This window comes from Candidatus Eisenbacteria bacterium, assembly GCA_020847735.1.
GTDB lineage: Bacteria > Eisenbacteria > RBG-16-71-46 > RBG-16-71-46 > RBG-16-71-46 > CAIXRL01.
In genome coordinates this window covers 162473-179940 of the sequence record JADLBL010000020.1, presented here as the reverse complement: position 1 = coordinate 179940, position 17468 = coordinate 162473, and the positions used below count along the sequence as shown (strand labels likewise).

Below are 17468 nucleotides of genomic sequence, written 5' to 3'. Positions count from 1 at the left end.
CACGCGGAGGTCGTGCTTCCCGGGCGCGTCGCCCGCGCGCGGCGCATCGGGCGCGGCGGCCATGGAGCCGGGCCGTGCGCGCTTCAGACGAGCCCCTGATCCAGCATGGCGTCCGCCACCTTGAGAAAGCCGGCGATGTTCGCGCCGTTCACGAGATTTCCCGGGGTGCCGAACTTCTCCGCCGTCTGGAAGGCGCTGGCGTGGATGCTCACCATGATCTGGTGCAGCCGGTCGTCCACCTCGGCGCGCGACCAGCCCATCCGCATGCTGTTCTGCGCCATCTCGAGCCCCGAGGTGGCCACGCCTCCCGCGTTGGCGGCCTTGGCCGGCCCGTAGAGGACGCCGGCTTCGAGGAAAACCCGCGTGGCTTCGAGCGTGCTCGGCATGTTCGCGCCCTCGGCCACCAGCAGGACGCCGTTGCGCACGAGATTCGCAGCGTCGCGCGCGTTGATCTCGTTCTGCGTCGCGCACGGAAACGCGCAGTCGGCCGGGATGCTCCACAGCGGGCTGGAGGCCGCGAGCGGGTCGGCCGGAGTGAAGGTCGCGCCCTTGAAGCGGCTCGCGTACTCCTGGATCCGTCCGCGCCGGACATTCTTCAGCTCCATCACCCACGCCAGCTTCTCGCGGTCGATTCCGTCCGGATCGTGGAGCAGCCCGTCGGAGTCCGACAGCGAAACGGGCCGGGCGCCGAGGTCGAGCAGTTTCTCGACGGTGTACTGCGACACGTTTCCGCTGCCCGAGACGAGGCACACCTTGCCCTCGAGCGATTGCCGGCGGGTCTTGATCATCTCGTCGGCGAAGTAGACCGTTCCGTAGCCCGTCGCCTCCGGGCGGATCAGCGAGCCGCCCCAGTTGACGCCCTTGCCCGTGAGCACGCCGGTGAACTCGTTCCGCAGACGCTTGTACTGGCCGAACAGGAAGCCGATCTCCCGGCCGCCGACGCCGATGTCGCCGGCCGGCACATCGGTGTCCGGGCCGATATGCCTTGCCAGCTCGGTCATGAAGCTCTGGCAGAACCGCATGACCTCGGAGTCGCTCTTGCCCTTCGGATCGAAGTCCGATCCGCCCTTGCCGCCGCCCATGGGAAGCGTGGTCAGCGAGTTCTTGAACACCTGCTCGAAGGCGAGGAACTTGAGGATCCCGAGATTGACCGAGGGGTGGAAGCGCAGGCCGCCCTTGTAGGGCCCGATGGCGCTGTTCATCTCGATCCGGAACCCGCGATTCACGTGGATCTCGTTGCGGTCGTCCAGCCACGGCACCCGGAACATGACGACACGCTCCGGCTCGACGAGCCGCTCGAGGATGCGAGCGTCCCGGTACTCGCGATGACGCTCGAGCACCAGCCCCAGCGACTCGACCACTTCCCCGACGGCCTGGTGGAACTCGGGCTCGGCGGGGTTCTTGGCCCTGACGGTGGCGATGACGCTGACGAGGTAGTCCTTCGTGGAGATGCCCCTGGGCCCGCTGCCTGCCTTCACGTCGGAAACACCCATGTCGAATCGCTCCTTTCGGGATCGATTCCAGCCAGCTGCCTCGCTTCGCGCGCGGGCCCTTCCGGGGACCGCGTCGTCCGCCCCGCGGAGACCCGGCGCGATCGGCCCCGGACGGGGCGATAGCAACGCGAGAGTGCCTGATACGAGGGCCGCCCGACAACGGATTCCCACCCGCGGCCCGGACGCCGGCGGAAGCGGGGCGGATCGGTTCCCGCACGGCGACTGGGGGGGGGGCCGATCGCGGGCGGTCGCCGGGCTCCCGCACCCCCGCCTGCGGCATCCCCGAAGTTCGAGGTGAAGGTGAAAGCGGGAAGGGCCGATGAGCGACGGCGTACGGGGAACGCCCGCCCGGCGCGTTCCCGGCCGCACGCCAGCACTGGAGGCTCGCATGAGCGAGGTCAATCGGGTCGTCGCGCGTTTCCTCGACGGCACCACGCTGAAGGGAACGACCGAGGACTTCTTCCCGAACCGCCCGACGTTCCACCTGTCGGCGCTGGGGAACCCGCGCTCGCAGGAGGTCCGCTGCGCGCAACTCAAGGCCGTGTTCTTCGTCAAGGATTTCGCCGGCGACTCCGCGCGCGAGGACCTGCCCGGCTACACGCCCAGCGTCGGCCCGAGCCTCGGCAAGAAGATCGCGGTGCAGTTCAAGGATGGCGAGATCATCTGCGGCTACACGCTCTCCTATTCGACGGACCGCTCCGGTTTCTTCCTTCTGCCCGCCGACGAGGGCGGCAACAACCTGCGCGTCTACGTGCTCAAGCACGCGACCAAGAAGGTGTCGGTCGGCCCGGCCGCCGACGACCTGGCACGCCAGGAACGCCCCGACGCCGCGTAGGCAGCCCACGCATGCGACGGCCCGCGGCGAAGCAGCCGCGGGCCGCCGCGTTTGGGCCGGCGAGGCCCACCGGCTATCCTCACGCGCGAGGTTCCGCCGGTACGACCGATCTTCCGCCACCCGAGGTCCGCACATGAAGCGCATCGTCACGACACTCCTCGCCACGGCGCTGACCATGGCCTTCGCCCTCGCCGCGTTCGCCGGCGCCGAACCCGCCCGTTTCGGCGCGAGCGTCACCGCGAAGAAGCGCACCCCGGTCGCGAAGCTCGCGAGCGCTCCGCACAAGTTCGCCGGGCGAACCGTCCGCATCGAGGGCACGGTGGCCGAAGTCTGCCAGGGCCGCGGCTGCTGGGTGCGGGTCCGTGACGACAAGGGCCGGACCTTCCTCGCCAGGAGCCTCGACGAATCGGTGCTCCTGCCCCGCGACTGCGCAGGGCAGTTCGTCGTGCTGCAGGGCGTCGTGACCGCGCTCAAGCCGGCGGCCCACGCCCACGAGGAAGAGGGCGAGGGCCACGCCTGCCCGACACCCGAATACGTCGTCGCGACCCAGGGCGCGGAACTGCGGCCCTCGCCGGGGAAATGATCGTGCCGGGGCGAAGCGGGATCAGCCGGCCGGCTGGCCCTCGGGCTTGAGCCGGCCCGCCAGCTTCCGGCGCAGCTTCGCCACCTTGGGCGCGATCACGGCCGCGCAGTAGGGCTGCTCGGGGTTGCGGCGGAAGTAGCCCCGGTGCCACTCCTCCGCGAGCACGAAGTTGGTGAGCGGAACCACCTCGGTCACGATGGGCGCGGGAAAGACGCCGTCGGCGGCCAGGTCGCGGACCAGCGCTTCGGCGATGTCCCGCTGCGAATCGTCGTGCCAGAAGATCGCCGAGCGGTACTGGGTGCCGACATCAGCGCCCTGGCGATTGAGGGTCGTCGGGTCGTGGAAGGCGAAGAACACCTCGAGCAGATCGCGATAACCGAGCACCTGCGGATCAAAGGTGACCTGTGTGACCTCGGCATGGCCGGTCGCCCCGGTGCAGACTTCCTCGTAGCGAACGGGTCCCTCGCGGCCACCCGAGTAGCCCGGGACGACCGACTCGACGCCCCTCAGCCGCTCGAACACGGCCTCGAGACACCAGAAACAGCCACCCGCCAGCGTCGCCACCTCGTGCTTCGTCACGCCCGTCCCCCATTCCGTCATGCGCGGCCGAAGGAGCCGCGACTCCACCTTGCAGATGCTTTCGGGCCGGACGCGGCTGCGACAAAAAACGAGCCGCCCCCGCCGGTGGGGCGGGGGCGGCCGCTTCGTGCGCCGGAGCGCGCGAAGGAACTACTTGTACAGGCTCTTCACACGACCCCACGAGGTGTTCTGCGTCGGCACGACCTGGAGGTTGTCGTAGCAGACGTTGCTCCACGTGGCGCGCACGAACGAGCTGAAGTTGTTCGGATCGAGACGCGGCTGCACGAAGCCGCCCGCGCTCGCCGGATCGAGGATGCCCCACAGGCCGTGCGGCGGATCCTCGTTCACGTTGCCCTCGTCGAGCAGCAGCCACGGCGTGGTGTAGGTGTTGCCCTGGTAGGTGACCGAGTACTGCACCCGCCCGGGGTACGAGGCCGACGGACCGGTCGGGCCCGACGTGTAGCTCATCTCGAGGTGGATCGTCTCGCCCGCGACGTAGTGGAGCGCCGAGCCCCAGTAGTTGTGCGAGTCCGCCGGGTTGGTCCAGGTCACGAACGGCATCCGGCCGCCGAACGCCGCGATCTCACCGTCCGGGACACGGACGTTGATACGGCCGTCGGCGATGAACCACCAGGGCGCGATGTTGATGCCCGCCTCGCCGCCGTTGGCGTCGTTCGCGGTGATCACCAGGTCGGCGCAGAAGTGGAAGTTCGAGTTGTTGTGGAAGACAGCCGGCGTCGCGCCCCCGTCTTCCGAGAACCGCCACACGTGCAGGTTCGCGAAGCCGGAACACGGCAGCACCGAATCGTCGATGTAGAACGACGACGGGTAGCTGCCGCCCGTCGTCACCGTGGACGCGGGGCAGTCGTTGAAGATGCGGAGGGTGTAATTGACGCCGTTGGGATTCGGCGTCTGCGCCTGGGCGACCGAAGCGATCGCCAGCAGCGCCAGCGCTGCGAGGATGTGGTAACCGATCCGCTTCATGGGGACCTCTCCTCCTGGTGGGGGTGAACTGCTGCGGATCCTGCTGTGTTGGCTTCGCTGGTGCACGCGAACGCCGGGGGCCTCGTTCGCAAGTCCCTGCCGGTGAAAACGATTACATGGGAGGCTTGGCACGGTCAACGAAAAGTCCAATGAAAATGCATTGATGACTGTTACATACAGAGTTTTCCAGGGGCATCCTTCCGCGTCAGTTCGGCCTGGACGGTGCAGCTCCGGGCTGGGCGTCCGGCGACCTCCCCGACGGCCTGCGGGCTCCCAGCTCCACTTCGACCCAGTGCTGCTTACCGTCACCCGCGAGTGGCAGCCGCAGCTCTCCGGAGTGCACGGCCACCGGCGCTCCATCGAGGCTGGCCGAAACGACTTCGGCCGCCGAGCCGGACGGGTTCCGGACCTCGAACTCGTACGACTCCCCGCTGCCCGGGACGCGCCAGCTCAGCCGGAAGCCGGGCCATTCGTCCGGAACGCACGGCCGAAGGCTCAGGATGGCGCCCTCGCGCTTCAGCCCCAGCAGCGACTCGAGCGCGACCCGCAGCATCCAGCCCGCCGAGCCCGTGTACCAGGTCCATCCGCCGCGACCGACGTGGGGTGGCTCGCCGTAGACGTCGGCGACGATCACGTAGGGCTCCGTGCGGTAGCGGGCGACGCCCTCGGGCGTCCGAGCGTGGCTCACCGGGCTGAGCATCGCGAGCAGCTCCGCCGTCCGGTCGCGCGCACCGAGCTCGGCCAGCGCCTTCACGAACCAGAGCGCCGCGTGCGTGTACTGCCCGCCGTTCTCCCGCACGCCGGCCACGTAGCCCTTGATGTAGCCGGGATCGTGCGGCGTGTCCTTGAAGGGCGGCGTGAGCAGCCGGATGAGCCCGCCCTCGCGATCCACCAGCTCGCGTTCGGCCGCCGCCATCGCCTGCGTCGCACGCCCAAGCGGCGCTGCGCCGGAGATCACCGCCCAGGCCTGCGCGAGGCCGTCGATGCGGCACTCGTCCCCCTGCTTCGATCCGAGCGGCGTCCCGTCGTCGTAATAGGCGCGCCGGTACCACTCGCCGTCCCAGCCCCCGGCCTCGAGCGCGTCGCGCAGCCGCTCGCGGCACGCCGCGTAGCGCGCCGCCCGTTCGCTGTCGCCGCGCCGCTCGGCGAGCGGCGCGAAGTCGCCGAGGATGGCGTACAGGAAGAAGCCCATCCACACGCTCTCCCCCCGGCCTTCGCGGCCGACGCGGTTCATGCCGTCGTTCCAGTCACCCGAACCGAACAGCGGCAGGCCGTGCGAACCCGTCACGAGCGAGCGGTCCACGGCGCGGCAGCAGTGCTCGTACACGTCGGAGGTGCGGCCGGAGTCGCGCGGCGCGAGGAAGACCTCGTCCTCGCCTTCGGCGAGCGGCGGCGCGACCAGCCAGCGGGCGGGCTCGTCGAGCACGCTCCAGTCGCCCGTGGTCTTCACGTAGAACGCCGTCAGATACGGAAGCCACAGCAGGTCGTCGGCGAAGCGGGTGCGCAAGCCGCGCGAGAGCGGCGGGTGCCACCAGTGCAGGACGTCACCCTCGAGGAATTGGTGGGCCGCGTGCAGCACGATCTGCGCGCGGGCGAGGTCGGGGCGCAGCGCCACCAGCGAGCTGGCGTCCTGCAGCTGGTCGCGGAATCCGAACGCGCCGCCCGACTGGTAGAAGGCCGTGCGTCCCCAGATCCGGCACGACAGCGTCTGGTAGGCCAGCCAGCCGTTGACCATGAGATCCAGCTCCGGCGCGGGCGTCTCGATGCGGACCCCCGCGACCAGTTCCCTCCAGAACGCCTGCGCTGCCTCGAGCGCCTGCCGGACCGCGTCCGGCCCGCGCAGGCGGCGCACGATCGCCCGCGCTTCGTCCGCGTCGGCCGCGTCGCCGAGCAGGAACGACCACTCGACCGTCTCCCCGGGGGCCACCGTGCGGGTCACGCGTTCGGCGAAGCACGGCTCGCCCGTGCGGCCCGCGCGTCCGTCGAGCGCGTCGCCCGAGGCGACCGCCACCGGCACGGCGATCCCGCGATCGCCGAGGAACGCCTCCCGGTCGCAGGTGGTCTCGCGTGTGGCGCCCTCCGGAGCGACGCACGCGGCGAACGCGTGACGCCCGGCGAACTCGCCCGCCGCGGGATTGCGCGCCAGCAGCATCCGTTCGGCCTCGTCGTGAGCGGTCGTCACGAACCGCGCGCTTTCGCCGGCGAGCGTGCCGAGCACGAGCCGCTGGTAGGCGTACGCGGAAAGCCGGCGCGGCCGGCCCGAACGGTTCGTGACCCGCAGTCGCGTGGCCCGCACGCTGGAGTGCGAGTCGGCGAAGGTGCACACCTCCTGCGCGAGCCCCGAGCACTCGAGGCGGAAGATCGTGTAGCCGAAGCCGTGGCGCGCCTCGTAGTCGGCCGGAGCGGGCGAGGGCCCCGGCGTCGGCGACCAGAAGGCGCCCGAGTCCTCGTCGCGCAGCCACAGCGCTTCGCCGTGCGGGTCGAGCAGCGGGTCGTTGTTCCAGGGCGTCAGCCGGTGCTCGCGGCTGTTGACGCTCCAGGTGTTGGCCGATCCGGACTCGCTGACGAGAAAGCCGAAGCGCTCGTTCGCGATCACGTTGACCCACGGCAGGGGCGGCCGGCGATGCCCGCGGCCGGGCTGGTACGGCATGCGCACGACGTACTCGCGGCCGTCGGCGCTGAAACCGCCGAATCCGTTCCACTCCCGCAGCGGCTCGGACGCGTGCTTCGGCCCGTCGTCCGCCGGGGGCGGCGCGGGCGAGGCCATCCGGCGTGCGATCCGCTCGGCGGATCGAACTTCGTCGCCGGCCGCGACCGGCCCGGCGTCGAGCACCGCGCTCGCGGACGCGGTCAGCCAGGCGCGCTCCCCCGCTTCCAGCGCATCGAGCGCGACCAGCTTCACGCCCTCCGGCGCGGAGTGTGCGAGCCGACCCGTGTGGGCGAGCGCGACCTCGAGGTCGAGCCCCAGCGCCGCCCAGTAGCGTGCCGCGCGGCCCAGCTCATCGAGGGGCGGCGTGACGTGCCCGGCCTGCTCGCGCGCCAGCACGAGCGGGTGTCCGGCGCGAAGGCCGAGACGAGACCTCAAGTCCTCTCCACCGGCGAGCCCGGCGAGTTCCTCCCCGGCGCCGCGCAGGCCCGGGTGACCGTACAGCGCCGCCGCGGCCAGCGCCTGCAGCGACTCGGCCGCGGGGGCCGGCAGCGCGAGCGCGCGAAGTTCCTCGCGGGCGCACGAAGCGGCGCGCGCGAACGTGCCGACCGGCCGGCGCCCCTCCCGCCAGCGCCGGGCGAGCGCGAGCGCGCCGCTCCGGTCCGCCGCGACGCCGAGCACGAACGTCAGCTCGGCGCGCGAGCCCGGCGCCAGTTCGACGCGGCGCCGCAGCGCGAGCACAGGATCGAGCACGCTGCCGGTCGTGCCCGAGAGCGGCGCGCCGGTGGCGAGGACTTCGGGCAGCGCGCCGGCGGCCACGCGGCCGGTGAAGCGTGCACGGTCGGTCTCGAACCCGGTCGGGCCCGGCTCGATCAGCGCGTGCACGAGCCAGGGGAAGGATTCACCGGCGCCGCGCGGACGGCGGCGTGCGAGCAGCGCGTTCGCTTCCGGGTCGTACTCGGTCTGGATGAACAGCTTCGAGAACGCGGGATGCGCCGCGTCCGCGGCCGGAACGTGCAGCACGACCTCCGCGAAAGAGGTCAGCTCGAGCGTCACGTGGCGCTGCGTCCGGTTGACCAGCATCACCCGCCGCAGTTCGGCGTCGGCGTCGGGGACGACGCACACGTCGAGCCGTGCCGAGATCCCTCCCTCCTCCCGCACGATCGAGCACCGGCCCGGGCGCCATGCCGTGTGGTAGTGCCCGGGCGCGGCCGTCGCGCCGGCGCCGATCGTGAACGGCGCTCCGCCCGCGAGGTCACGCACCCAGAAGACGAGGCCCGAAGCGTCCTCGAGTCGGTCGGCGTTCCAGCGCGTGAGCGCGAGGCCGGCGACGGACGACCGGCCGCCGCCGTCGCGCGTGAGCAGCACCGTGTAACGGCCGTTCGAGAGGAAGCGCCCTCCCGGCGTGCGCGTGCGAATGCGCGGCCCCGAGGCCGGGGCCTCGCGTGCTCCCACCATGTCCAGGCTCATCGCCGGACGAACCGGACGTGCGACGGGCGAAGGGTGCGCCTCATGGCAGCAGCGTCACCTTGCGCAGGTACGGCTGACCGTCCACCGCGAGCCGGCACAGGTAGACGCCGGCGGGAAGCGTGCGTCCGTCGAGGCTCAGTTCGTGCTCGCCGGGCCCGCGTTCGCCGTCCGCCAGCGTCTCCACGTGGCGCCCGAGCGCGTCGTAGACGTCCATGCGCACGCGAGCCGCGCGGGGCAGGCGGAAGCGCAGCAGCGAGGCGCCGCGCGCCGGGTTCGGATGAGACGAGAAGCGGACCTCTCCCCCACCGGCGAGCGGGGGATCGTCCACGCCCGTGGGCAGGAGCGCGAAGCCGGCCGCGGTGAGGCCGCGCTGGATGTCGGCGTTGCCCATGAAGCGCGCCCACACCATGTCGTTCCGCCAGTTCTCGATCATCATCACGATCGGGCCCTGGTCGATGCCGAGAACCGCGGTGGTGAACCACTGGGACTTGACGGGATTGAAGGCGTCCCCGAAACCGTACGGACCGTAGAACGGATACACGCGGCCCTCGAAGACCGAGTTGCGGTGCGTCCACATGTTGAGAATGCACCGCCACACCGAATCGGGCGCGAACGGCAGCGAGCTGATGGCCGCGGTCGGCGCGATCGTGCCGTTGTCGAACCCGGACGGCGCGCCGTGGGCGGCGTAGCCCGAAACCGGATCGTCGCAGGCCGTGAAGCCCCACAGCGAGTCGCTCTCGCCGAGGTTGTACGCGGGATTTCCGGTGAACTGCCACAGGCGGTCCTGCAGTCGCGCGTAGGCGATCTGCCCGAGCGTCGCCTTGCGCGAGTTCTCGAAGTAGGTGCTGCCGCGAAACGTCATGTACGGGTCGCGGATGTGCCGGAAGTCGATCCAGCAGTGCGAGTACTGGTGGCCGAAGAGCGGCGGGAAGGTGACGTAGTAGCCCACGTCCGCCCCCGCCGGGTTGGTCCAGCCGTAGGAGCTGCACCAGAAGTTCCAGTCCGAGGCCGGCACGGGATGCGTGGGCGAGCCGAGCGCGAGGATGTAGAGGATCATCGCCTCGTTGTAGCCCGTCCAGCGGTTGCCGAGAAAGCCGCTCGCCGGCTGCCAGCCCATGGTCAGCCCGGGGCCGTTGTTGCGCGCCCAGTCCCAGTCCGCACGCCAGGTGATCGAATCGGCGAGCGCGCGAATCTGGACGTCGGCGGGATCCACGGTGGAGAAATATTCGCGCGCGTGGAGGATGCCGGCGAACAACAGCGCGGTATCGATCGTGGAGAGCTCCGAGTTCCACGTCCGCCGGGCCGTGCTCATGTCGAGCCAGTGATAGAAGAGGCCCTTGTACCCGATCGTCCCGTCGGTGCCCGGACCCTGCGGCCCGGTCCAGAAGGTCTGCAGCGTCGTCAGCACCCGGGAGCGCGCGGCCTCGCGCGTGATCCAGCCGTGGTCCACCGCGATGCACAGCGCGCTCAGGCCGAAGCCGGTCGCCGCGATGCTGCTGACCGAACCCGGGGTGTTGCGATCCTTGACCAGCCCGTTCGCGGGGTTGGCCTCGTTCCAGAAATAAAGGAAGCCACGGTACTGGAGCGAATCGAGCACGGCCACGTCGATGGCCGCGCGCGCGGTTCCGGGAAGTGCGAGCAGGGCGAGGAGTGCGAGAACGGCGCGACGCATGTTTCGGGCTCCGGCGGGCCGCGGCCCGCGAGGTTCGGGGGGTGCGTTCAAAGTCCCACGGCCACGGTGAACCGGTGCGAGCCGCCGAGGCGGCCCTGGTCGGCCCACGCGTAGTCGAATCGGTAGGTGACGGCCTCGTAGCGCGCCCGCAGGCCCGCGCCGAGGGTGATGCCGGTTTCGGAATCGCGCAGAAACAGGTTCTGCCAGCCGGCGCGGACGGCGATCAGGTCCTTGTGCGAAAGCTCGGCGCCGAGGCTGACGCTTTCGGCGTTGTCGTTGGGGTGGAACGCGTCCGCGACGAGCATCAGGCGGTGGACGTCGCTGAGCCGCACCGGCAGCCCAACGCCGACACGGAACAGCACCGGAACGGCGAAGGAATCGGTGAAGCGTTCGGCGGGCAGCGTGCTGTTGTCGCCGTTCTGTCCGGGCACGTTGTCGTAGGTGAACCGCAGGTCGCGGCCGGCGAAGCCGCCGCGCGTGCCGAAGTTCGAGAGGCTGGCCGCGATGCGCATGCCGTCGTCCGAGACGCGGTACAACGTGCCGAAGTTGAACGTGAACGTGGAGGCCGAAGTGTGCCAGATGGTCTCCTGCGCCCAGTTCACCTGCCCGCCGGCCGCGAAGCGGAGCGACACCTGCCGGCCGTAGCCGACCGACAGCGCGACGTCGTTGACGCTGAAGCGCTCGCCCGTCCCGAGCGGGGCGTCCACCGTGCGCACGTCCATTTCGCCGGAGTTGAGCGACGTGACGGTGCCGTAGACGGCGCCCAGGCTTCCGACCGGAATCGCGACGCCCGCCCAGTCGTGGGTGATGCCGGCGAACCACGCGTTGTGCGAGAACACCGCCTCGATCCCGCCGACGTGGCCGATGGACGCCGGGTTGTAGTAGGTGCCGCGCAGACCGTCGTACAGCGTGGCGCCCGCGTTGCCCATGCCGGCCACCCGCGCGTCGGGCTCGATGAGCATGAACTGACCGATGGTCGTGCCGGTGTTCGTCTGCGCTCCGGCGCCGCCGGCCACCAGCGTCAGGGCGAACCAGGCGGTGAGGACTCGACGGGTGCCGCCGTGCGCCGCGCTCACTTGATCACCGCGAACTTGCCGACGTAGGTGCCGAGCCCGGGCGCCTCGACGTGGTAGACGTACAGCCCCGGGGCCACGTCGAGGTTGTCCCGCGTTCGCAGGTCCCACGGCACGTAACCGTCCAGCGACCCGTCCTGCCGGAGCGTCCGCACGAGGTCGCCGTGCACCGTGTAGATGCGCACCAGCCCCCCTTGCGGAATCGAGCGGAACTCCATGCGCCGCTCGCCGCGCCCCGAACTCGCGAAGCGCTGGGGCTCGAAGCTGGCCGCTCCGACGTAGGGGTTCGGAACGACGTACGGCTTGCGTTGCCAGTCGGCGGTCGCGGCGGCGCCATTCACCCGCTGGCCGGCGGTCGTGAAGGTGAAGACGTCGTCCACGGTCAGCGGCGGCTGGACGTCGAGCCGGTACACGTCACCGAGCCGCGGCTTGACGAGTCCGGCCAGCGAGGCGGGATCGAGCGTGAGCCGCCACGTGGGCCGCGGCGTCGGGTCGCCGGGCTGGTAGGTCTCGACCTCGATGTACTCGGCAGCCTGGTTCAGCGTGCCGTCCTTCGCCAGCGCGCCCTGCTTGAGGTCGCGGAAGCGGAAGCGAAGCCGGACGTCGCCCTGCGGCGTGCGGGCGAAGACCTGGAAGCGCGCGACGTTGGTCGTCTCCGCATTGCTGGGCTGGGCGCCGAGGATGATGCCCGTGTCGCGCACCGCGTCGTCGAAGACGACGTACAGGTCGTACGGGTAGCCGGGCCGGCGCAGGTTCGGGTCCAGCGCCGGCGCGAAGCCGCCGGCGTTGACGCGGATCCTCGCCGTCGTCGCGCTGCCGGGCTGCCATGCGGAGGTGGAGTCCACGACGACCACCTGCGGCGCCGTCTCGACGACCGGCAGCAGGCCCGCCCCGACCGGGCCGACGCCCGCGCCGAGCAGATCGCCGCCGCTCTCGAACAGCAGTTCGTGCGCGGTGCTGTCGCGCAGCCAGTAGCGCTGCGCCCGCACGCTGTCGGGGTCGGCGTGGAAACCGAGCGCGAACAGGTGCCCGTCGGGCACCTGATTCGAGTTCACGACCTCGAGCCGCACGCTTCCGTTGCCCTCTCCGACGGAGTGGCCCGCCGCGGTCGTGCTCGCCGGCTCCCAGCCGGCGACCCGCGGCTCGGGCCGCACCGCGACCACGTTCGAGGGCAGGATCAGTCCGCCGCGTGGCGTGCGCGAGACGGGAATCGAGTTCTCGGACGGATAGAACGAGGTCGAGTCCACCCCGGTGTCGAACCCGTAGTCGTAGGCGCAGACGGCGTAGTAGTACTGCTGGCCGTTGGTCACCGTCGTGTCGGTCCAGGTGTGCGTGATGCCGCCGTCGGTGCCGAGCCAGTACTGCACGCCCTCCACCGACAGCCGCGAGTAGCCGAGCCTGCCGTCCACGAGATCGAACTGCGCGATGGGCTGGCCGTTGCCGATCGGCTGTGTGCCCTGGCCGTTGAAGATCTTCTTGGGGTCGAGGAAGTCCGGGTCGGTGGAGCGGTAGATGCGGTATCCCTCGAAGTCGTGGTCGAAGGTGACCGGATCGAGCGAGCGCTCGGCCGCGTCGTCCCAGGTCAGCCTCACGCGCCGGTCGCCGGTCTCCGCGGTGACCGTGGGGCGCGTCGGCGGAATGGCGAACTGATAGTTCGCGTCGTAGATCTGCTGGACCGTGTGCACCGCGGCGCGCAGTTCCGGCAGCGTGCTGCCGTAGGCGAGCGCGAGGCTGAAGCGTTCGTGCTGACCCGGCGCCAGGTCGAAGGGACCGGAGGCGAACAGGAAGGCGATGTTCCAGTTCTCCGCCGCCGCCGAGTCGAAACGCGCCGACGGGTTTCCGTCGGTGAACTGCTCGTACAGCAGCCGCGGCCAGTCCTTGTTGTCCACGTTCGCGAACGTGATGCCGTCCGGTTCGTGGTAGTCGGTGTTGCCGGGGCCCTTGGCGATGCGGTTCATGCGGAAGCCGGTCAGCCCGATCTGGTCGGACTCGTTCAGGTCCGTGCGGTCGAAGTTGGGCTCGCCCTCGGTGGGGACGCCGTCGCCCTCGCCGGTGTCCCCCGTGCCCGCGACGCCGTCCGCGCCGACGTCGCTGATCGCCGCGGTCCAGTCCATGTCCTCGTCACCCGTCCACCAGCGTTCGGCGACGTAGGCCGGGCGCTTCTCGATCGGGCCGTACGCGGCGAAGAACTTGACGGTGTCGTAGTGCGCCTCGACCCAGGCGCGGATCGCTTCCTGCCCGACGATCAGCTGCCCCGGCCCGCCGTCGCGCTTCTCGTCGGTGATGCCGTCGTCGTCGTTGTCGAGGCCGTCCCGCGGCTTGCCCGGTGTCTCGAGGTAGGCGTAGCCGAGGTAGCCGGTCCGGCTGCAGGTGCTGTTCAGATCCACGCCGTGTCCGTGGTCGTCCCACGTGTAGACGAGGTTCAGCCCGAGGGAACGATCGAAGAACGCGTTGTCGTCGTCGGATTCGTAGACCCCGTCGCACGACAGCGACGAGCCGCCCACCCCGGAGTCCATGTACATGCCGAAGACGGCGTCCGGGTAATCGGACGTACCCTCGTTGGTGATGTCGTAGTGCCAGAAGATCACGTTGCCGGCCTGCGGATTCGACCACTGGAAGCCGCGCACCTCGACCTTCAGCCCGAGGCCCCGCCGGCTCAGGTCGGTGGAATCGGGATTGAACGGCAGGATGCTGTAGTACTGGTCGTCCATGACCGTGTAGCTCTCCTGGTCGGCGGCGGGCCGCTTGCCGAAGTAGCCGTCCCAGCTCCCGGACCAGCCCGGATCGTCGGGGTCGTTCAGCCGGTCGGGCCATCGCTCCGGCCAGGTGCGCGGGTCGTGACTCATCGCCGGCGAACGTCCCACGTTGATGAACGGGTCGGGCTGGAAATAACCGGGCCGCGGCTCGAAACGCATTATGCGCCCGAGCTGGTCGAACGCCTGCCGTTCCCGGTAGCCGGTCTCCATCACGTAGCGCCAGGCGCCCGAGCTGTCCCCGACGGCGTGGTAGCGGGTCAGGACGAAGGGCGTGATGCCGTCCGTGTAATTCATGCCGGTGCCGCGGGGCACCTCGGCCGAATGGAAGATGCTGAGGTCCACGTTGCCCGGGTCGGCGGGATAGTCCCCGACCATGCCGAAGTTCCAGAAGCGGGTGCGGATATTGTTGGCGTCGTGGGTGCCCATGCGCTCGGCGGAGATGCTGGCGCGCTGGTCCGGCGGAATGGAAAGAGGCTGAGCTCCGCGTGCGGGCGCGGCCGCGAACGCGGCGAACACCACGGCGCCGAGCAGGACGGCGCGAGCCGCGCGTGGGACGACTGGATTCGGCGTCATGTCACGTTCCTCGTGACGATTCGGGTGAGCCATCATTTCGCCACGTTCAGCGAGAGCCCGACTTCGACGCGGCGCGGACCGTAAAAACGCGTCGGGTCGTCGAGCGTGGCCTTGTCCTTGACCGGGAAGCGCGTGTAGTACGGGTCCCCGGAGCTGGTGAACACGAAACCGTTGAAGAAGCGGGTGTCGAACAGGTTGAACACCCGTCCGAACCAGCGCACACGCGTGCCGAAGAGCGACATGGACTTCTCGCCGCGCAGGTCCGCGAGCATCGAGACGGGCTTGCGTCCCGAGTTGGTCTCGAGACCGCCCGAGAATCCGGCCGAAAGCACCGGCGTGTAGGGCTGGCCGCTCTGCACGCGCAGGATCGCGCTGAGCGAGTAGTCGCCGGGCTTCGACAGCACGGTGGTCAGGTTGAGCGTGTGCCGCTGGTCCCAGTTGAAGGGCACCGAGCGCGGCTCGGCGTCCTCGCCGGCGGCCACGCGGTCGGCGGTCTCGTTCGGATCGCTCGAGTTGCCCTGCGCCGACTGCCAGGTGTAGTCGAGCGTCGCGCTGAGCGGCCCCAGCGCCCGTCGCGTGAGCGTGACGGTCACGCCGGTGACGCTCCCGAAGTCCACGTTCGAGAGCTGGGCGTAGCGCGCGCCGTTGTACGTCTCGAGGATCTTCGTTCCCAGCAAGTCGCGAATGTCCTTGTAGAACGCCGTCACGTCGACGCCGAGGTTCTCGTTCACCGCCTGCTTCCAGCCGAACTGGTACTGCACCGTCCGCTCGGGCCGGATGTCGGGGTTGCCCATCGTGACGATGGGGCTCGTGGCCTGCAGGTCGGAGAGCTGGCGGTAGTCGGCGTTCGTGAAGACGTCGCCGATGCCCGGGAACTGCGAGAAGTGCCCGTAGGCGAAGAACAGGGACGCGCCGTCCGAGATCGGGAACGAGACACCGATGCGCGGCGAGACCGAGACCTTCGGGGTGACGCGCCGGGGGTGCGACTGCGGCACGCCGGTGATCGAGTTGGCCGGGTTCGCCAGATCGCTCGGCAGCGACGCGCGGGCGTCGAAGTAGTCCACGCGCGCGCCGGCGCGCAGCGTCAGGTCGCGCCATTCGATCTCCTCCTGCGCGAAGGCGGCGCCGAGGAACGGTCGGTATTCGATCACGCCCGGGAACCGGGGCGAGTAATCCACGACCCGGTGGATCGTCTGGGCGGCGTTCAACGAGTCCGCGAAGAAGGAGAGGTAGCCGGGCGCGCCGAAGCGCACGTGCGGGGCCTGGAACTCGCCTCCGATCTTGAGCTGTCGCTCCTTCGTCACCTGGTCCACGAACGAGCCCTTCAGCACCACGCCGTTCGTCCGCTGCACGAATCGGCCGAGGTCCACGCCGCCGATCAGCGCGCCGTCCTCGTACTCGGAGTTCAGCGCGAACGGCGCTCCCGCGGCGTCGTAGCGCGGGTCCCAGACGCTCTCGTAGGCGTAGTCGGAGTAGTCCTTGTAGTTCTGCCGCACGCTGAGGGTGTAGAAGCGGTTGGCGGTCAGCGTGTGCGTGAGGTCCATGCCCTGGACCAGCGACAAGGTGTGCTGCTTGCGGAGCCCGTCCGGGTCGAGGCGGTAGGCCCAGTTCGCCTGGCGGGTGTCGGTCACGTTCAGGATGCCCTGCCAGTGAAGCGCGACGTTGCGGATCGAGCTGTTGGAGAGCTTCACGACGCCCGACCACTCGCGCGAGGTGCCGAGCGCGACCTCCCCGCCGTCGCCGTGCGGGTCGGCCCGCCGGACGCTGTCCACCGACGATCCGGCGTAGGGACGGTGAAAGATCGTGTCGGTCGGCACGAAGCGGCGCTCGCCGCGGATCCAGCCGTCGTCCAGGAAGCGCCGGGCGCTCAGCAGGTAGGTCGTGTGGGGCAGGAAGGTGGGCCCGTCGGCGCTCGCCTGGAAGCTGAGCTGCGACGCCGGGCGAAGCCCCGGCGCGACGATGCGGCCGGCCGATCCCGCGTACACGGGCTGGCCGGAATAGACCTCGGCGTCCCAGTGGAACTTCTCGCCACCGCGCCGCAGCACGGCGTTCACCACGCCGCTCATCGCCTGACCGTACTCGGCGTCGAACGTGCCGCTGATGACCTGGACCTCCTCGAGGATCGAGCGGTCCAGGCGCAGGGTGGACTTGTTGTCGTAGGCGTTGTTCACCGAAACGCCGTCCACCTGATACTGCACCTCGCCGACGCGGCCGCCGCGGAAATGGCCGTCCACCACCCCGGCCTGCAGGTTCACGATGTCCTGCAGCTCCTGCACGGGCAGCGACTCGAGTTTCTGTCGCGAAACGGTGGCGATGTTGCTCGTGCGATTGGTCTCGATGATCGGCCGCCGTGCGCTGACGACCACGCCCTCGATGGCGACGGCCTGCTCCTTCAGGGCGATGTCCAGCCGGGTCGTGGCGTCGGCGTTCACCTCGACTCCCTGGATCGTCGTGGGCGCGTAGCCGAGCACCGCCGCCTTCACGTCGAAGACCCCGGCCGGGACGTTGATGATCGTGAACCGCCCCTGATCGTCGCTCATCCCTCCGAGGTGCTGCCCGATCACGATCACGTTGACGCCAGTCAGCGGCTCCTTCTTCTCGTTCGTGATCACGCCGGCGATCTTGCCGGTCGTGCCCGCGAGCGCGGTGGTGGCGAAGCACGCGAGCGCCAGCGTGGCCGCGAATCGCCGTCCCCCCTTCTTCCAGCATTCCATGGCGGGAAGCCCCCGGATTGCGAACGACCGGCGCCGCCGGGCGTTCGCCGGACCCGTGGGTCCGGCGAACGACCAGCGTCGCCGAGGAC

Annotated in this window: 10 protein-coding genes; 2 read left to right on the top strand and 8 right to left on the bottom strand. The window is 70.2% G+C overall.

All coding sequences use genetic code 11. From position 1 onward, the window contains the following. Window positions 1-83: 83 nt before the first annotated feature. Window positions 84-1493, bottom strand: coding sequence for an NADP-specific glutamate dehydrogenase (gene gdhA, locus IT347_09530; GenBank protein ID MCC6349815.1), 1410 nt, complete (start codon window positions 1491-1493; stop codon window positions 84-86). Between the two features lie 388 nt (window positions 1494-1881). Between gdhA and IT347_09525 the strand changes: the two genes are divergently transcribed. After that, window positions 1882-2328: a hypothetical protein gene (locus tag IT347_09525; GenBank protein ID MCC6349814.1), complete on the top strand. Its 447-nt coding sequence runs from the start codon at window positions 1882-1884 to the stop codon at window positions 2326-2328. 133 nt (window positions 2329-2461) lie between these two features. Further along, entirely contained in the window at window positions 2462-2911 is a 450-nt protein-coding gene (locus IT347_09520; protein MCC6349813.1) for a DUF4920 domain-containing protein, read from the top strand. A gap of 21 nt (window positions 2912-2932) precedes the next feature. On the opposite strand, the gene msrA is transcribed toward IT347_09520, so the two are convergent. The 7 genes from msrA to IT347_09485 form a co-directional block, all read right to left on the bottom strand. Then, a complete protein-coding gene (gene msrA, locus IT347_09515) occupies window positions 2933-3511 on the bottom strand; it encodes a peptide-methionine (S)-S-oxide reductase MsrA (protein ID MCC6349812.1) in 579 nt (192 codons plus the stop codon). Between the two features lie 129 nt (window positions 3512-3640). Continuing rightward, the gene (locus IT347_09510) at window positions 3641-4474 is read right to left on the bottom strand and encodes a hypothetical protein (GenBank protein ID MCC6349811.1); all 834 of its coding nucleotides are present in this window, start codon (window positions 4472-4474) and stop codon (window positions 3641-3643) included. A 205-nt stretch (window positions 4475-4679) separates the two neighbouring features. Then, on the bottom strand, window positions 4680-8579 hold the full coding sequence (locus IT347_09505; GenBank protein MCC6349810.1) for a glycosyl transferase: 3900 nt from the start codon (window positions 8577-8579) through the stop codon (window positions 4680-4682). Window positions 8580-8631: 52 nt separating this feature from the next. Then, window positions 8632-10263, bottom strand: a complete 1632-nt coding sequence (locus IT347_09500; protein ID MCC6349809.1) for a Tat pathway signal protein — start codon at window positions 10261-10263, stop codon at window positions 8632-8634. Between the two features lie 47 nt (window positions 10264-10310). Next, on the bottom strand, window positions 10311-11339 hold the full coding sequence (locus tag IT347_09495; GenBank protein ID MCC6349808.1) for a PorV/PorQ family protein: 1029 nt from the start codon (window positions 11337-11339) through the stop codon (window positions 10311-10313). Then, a complete protein-coding gene (locus tag IT347_09490) occupies window positions 11336-14665 on the bottom strand; it encodes a hypothetical protein (protein ID MCC6349807.1) in 3330 nt (1109 codons plus the stop codon). Before IT347_09490 ends, IT347_09495 begins: the two co-directional genes overlap by 4 nt. A gap of 32 nt (window positions 14666-14697) precedes the next feature. Continuing rightward, a complete protein-coding gene (locus tag IT347_09485; protein MCC6349806.1) occupies window positions 14698-17379 on the bottom strand; it encodes a TonB-dependent receptor in 2682 nt (893 codons plus the stop codon). Window positions 17380-17468 lie beyond the last annotated feature (89 nt).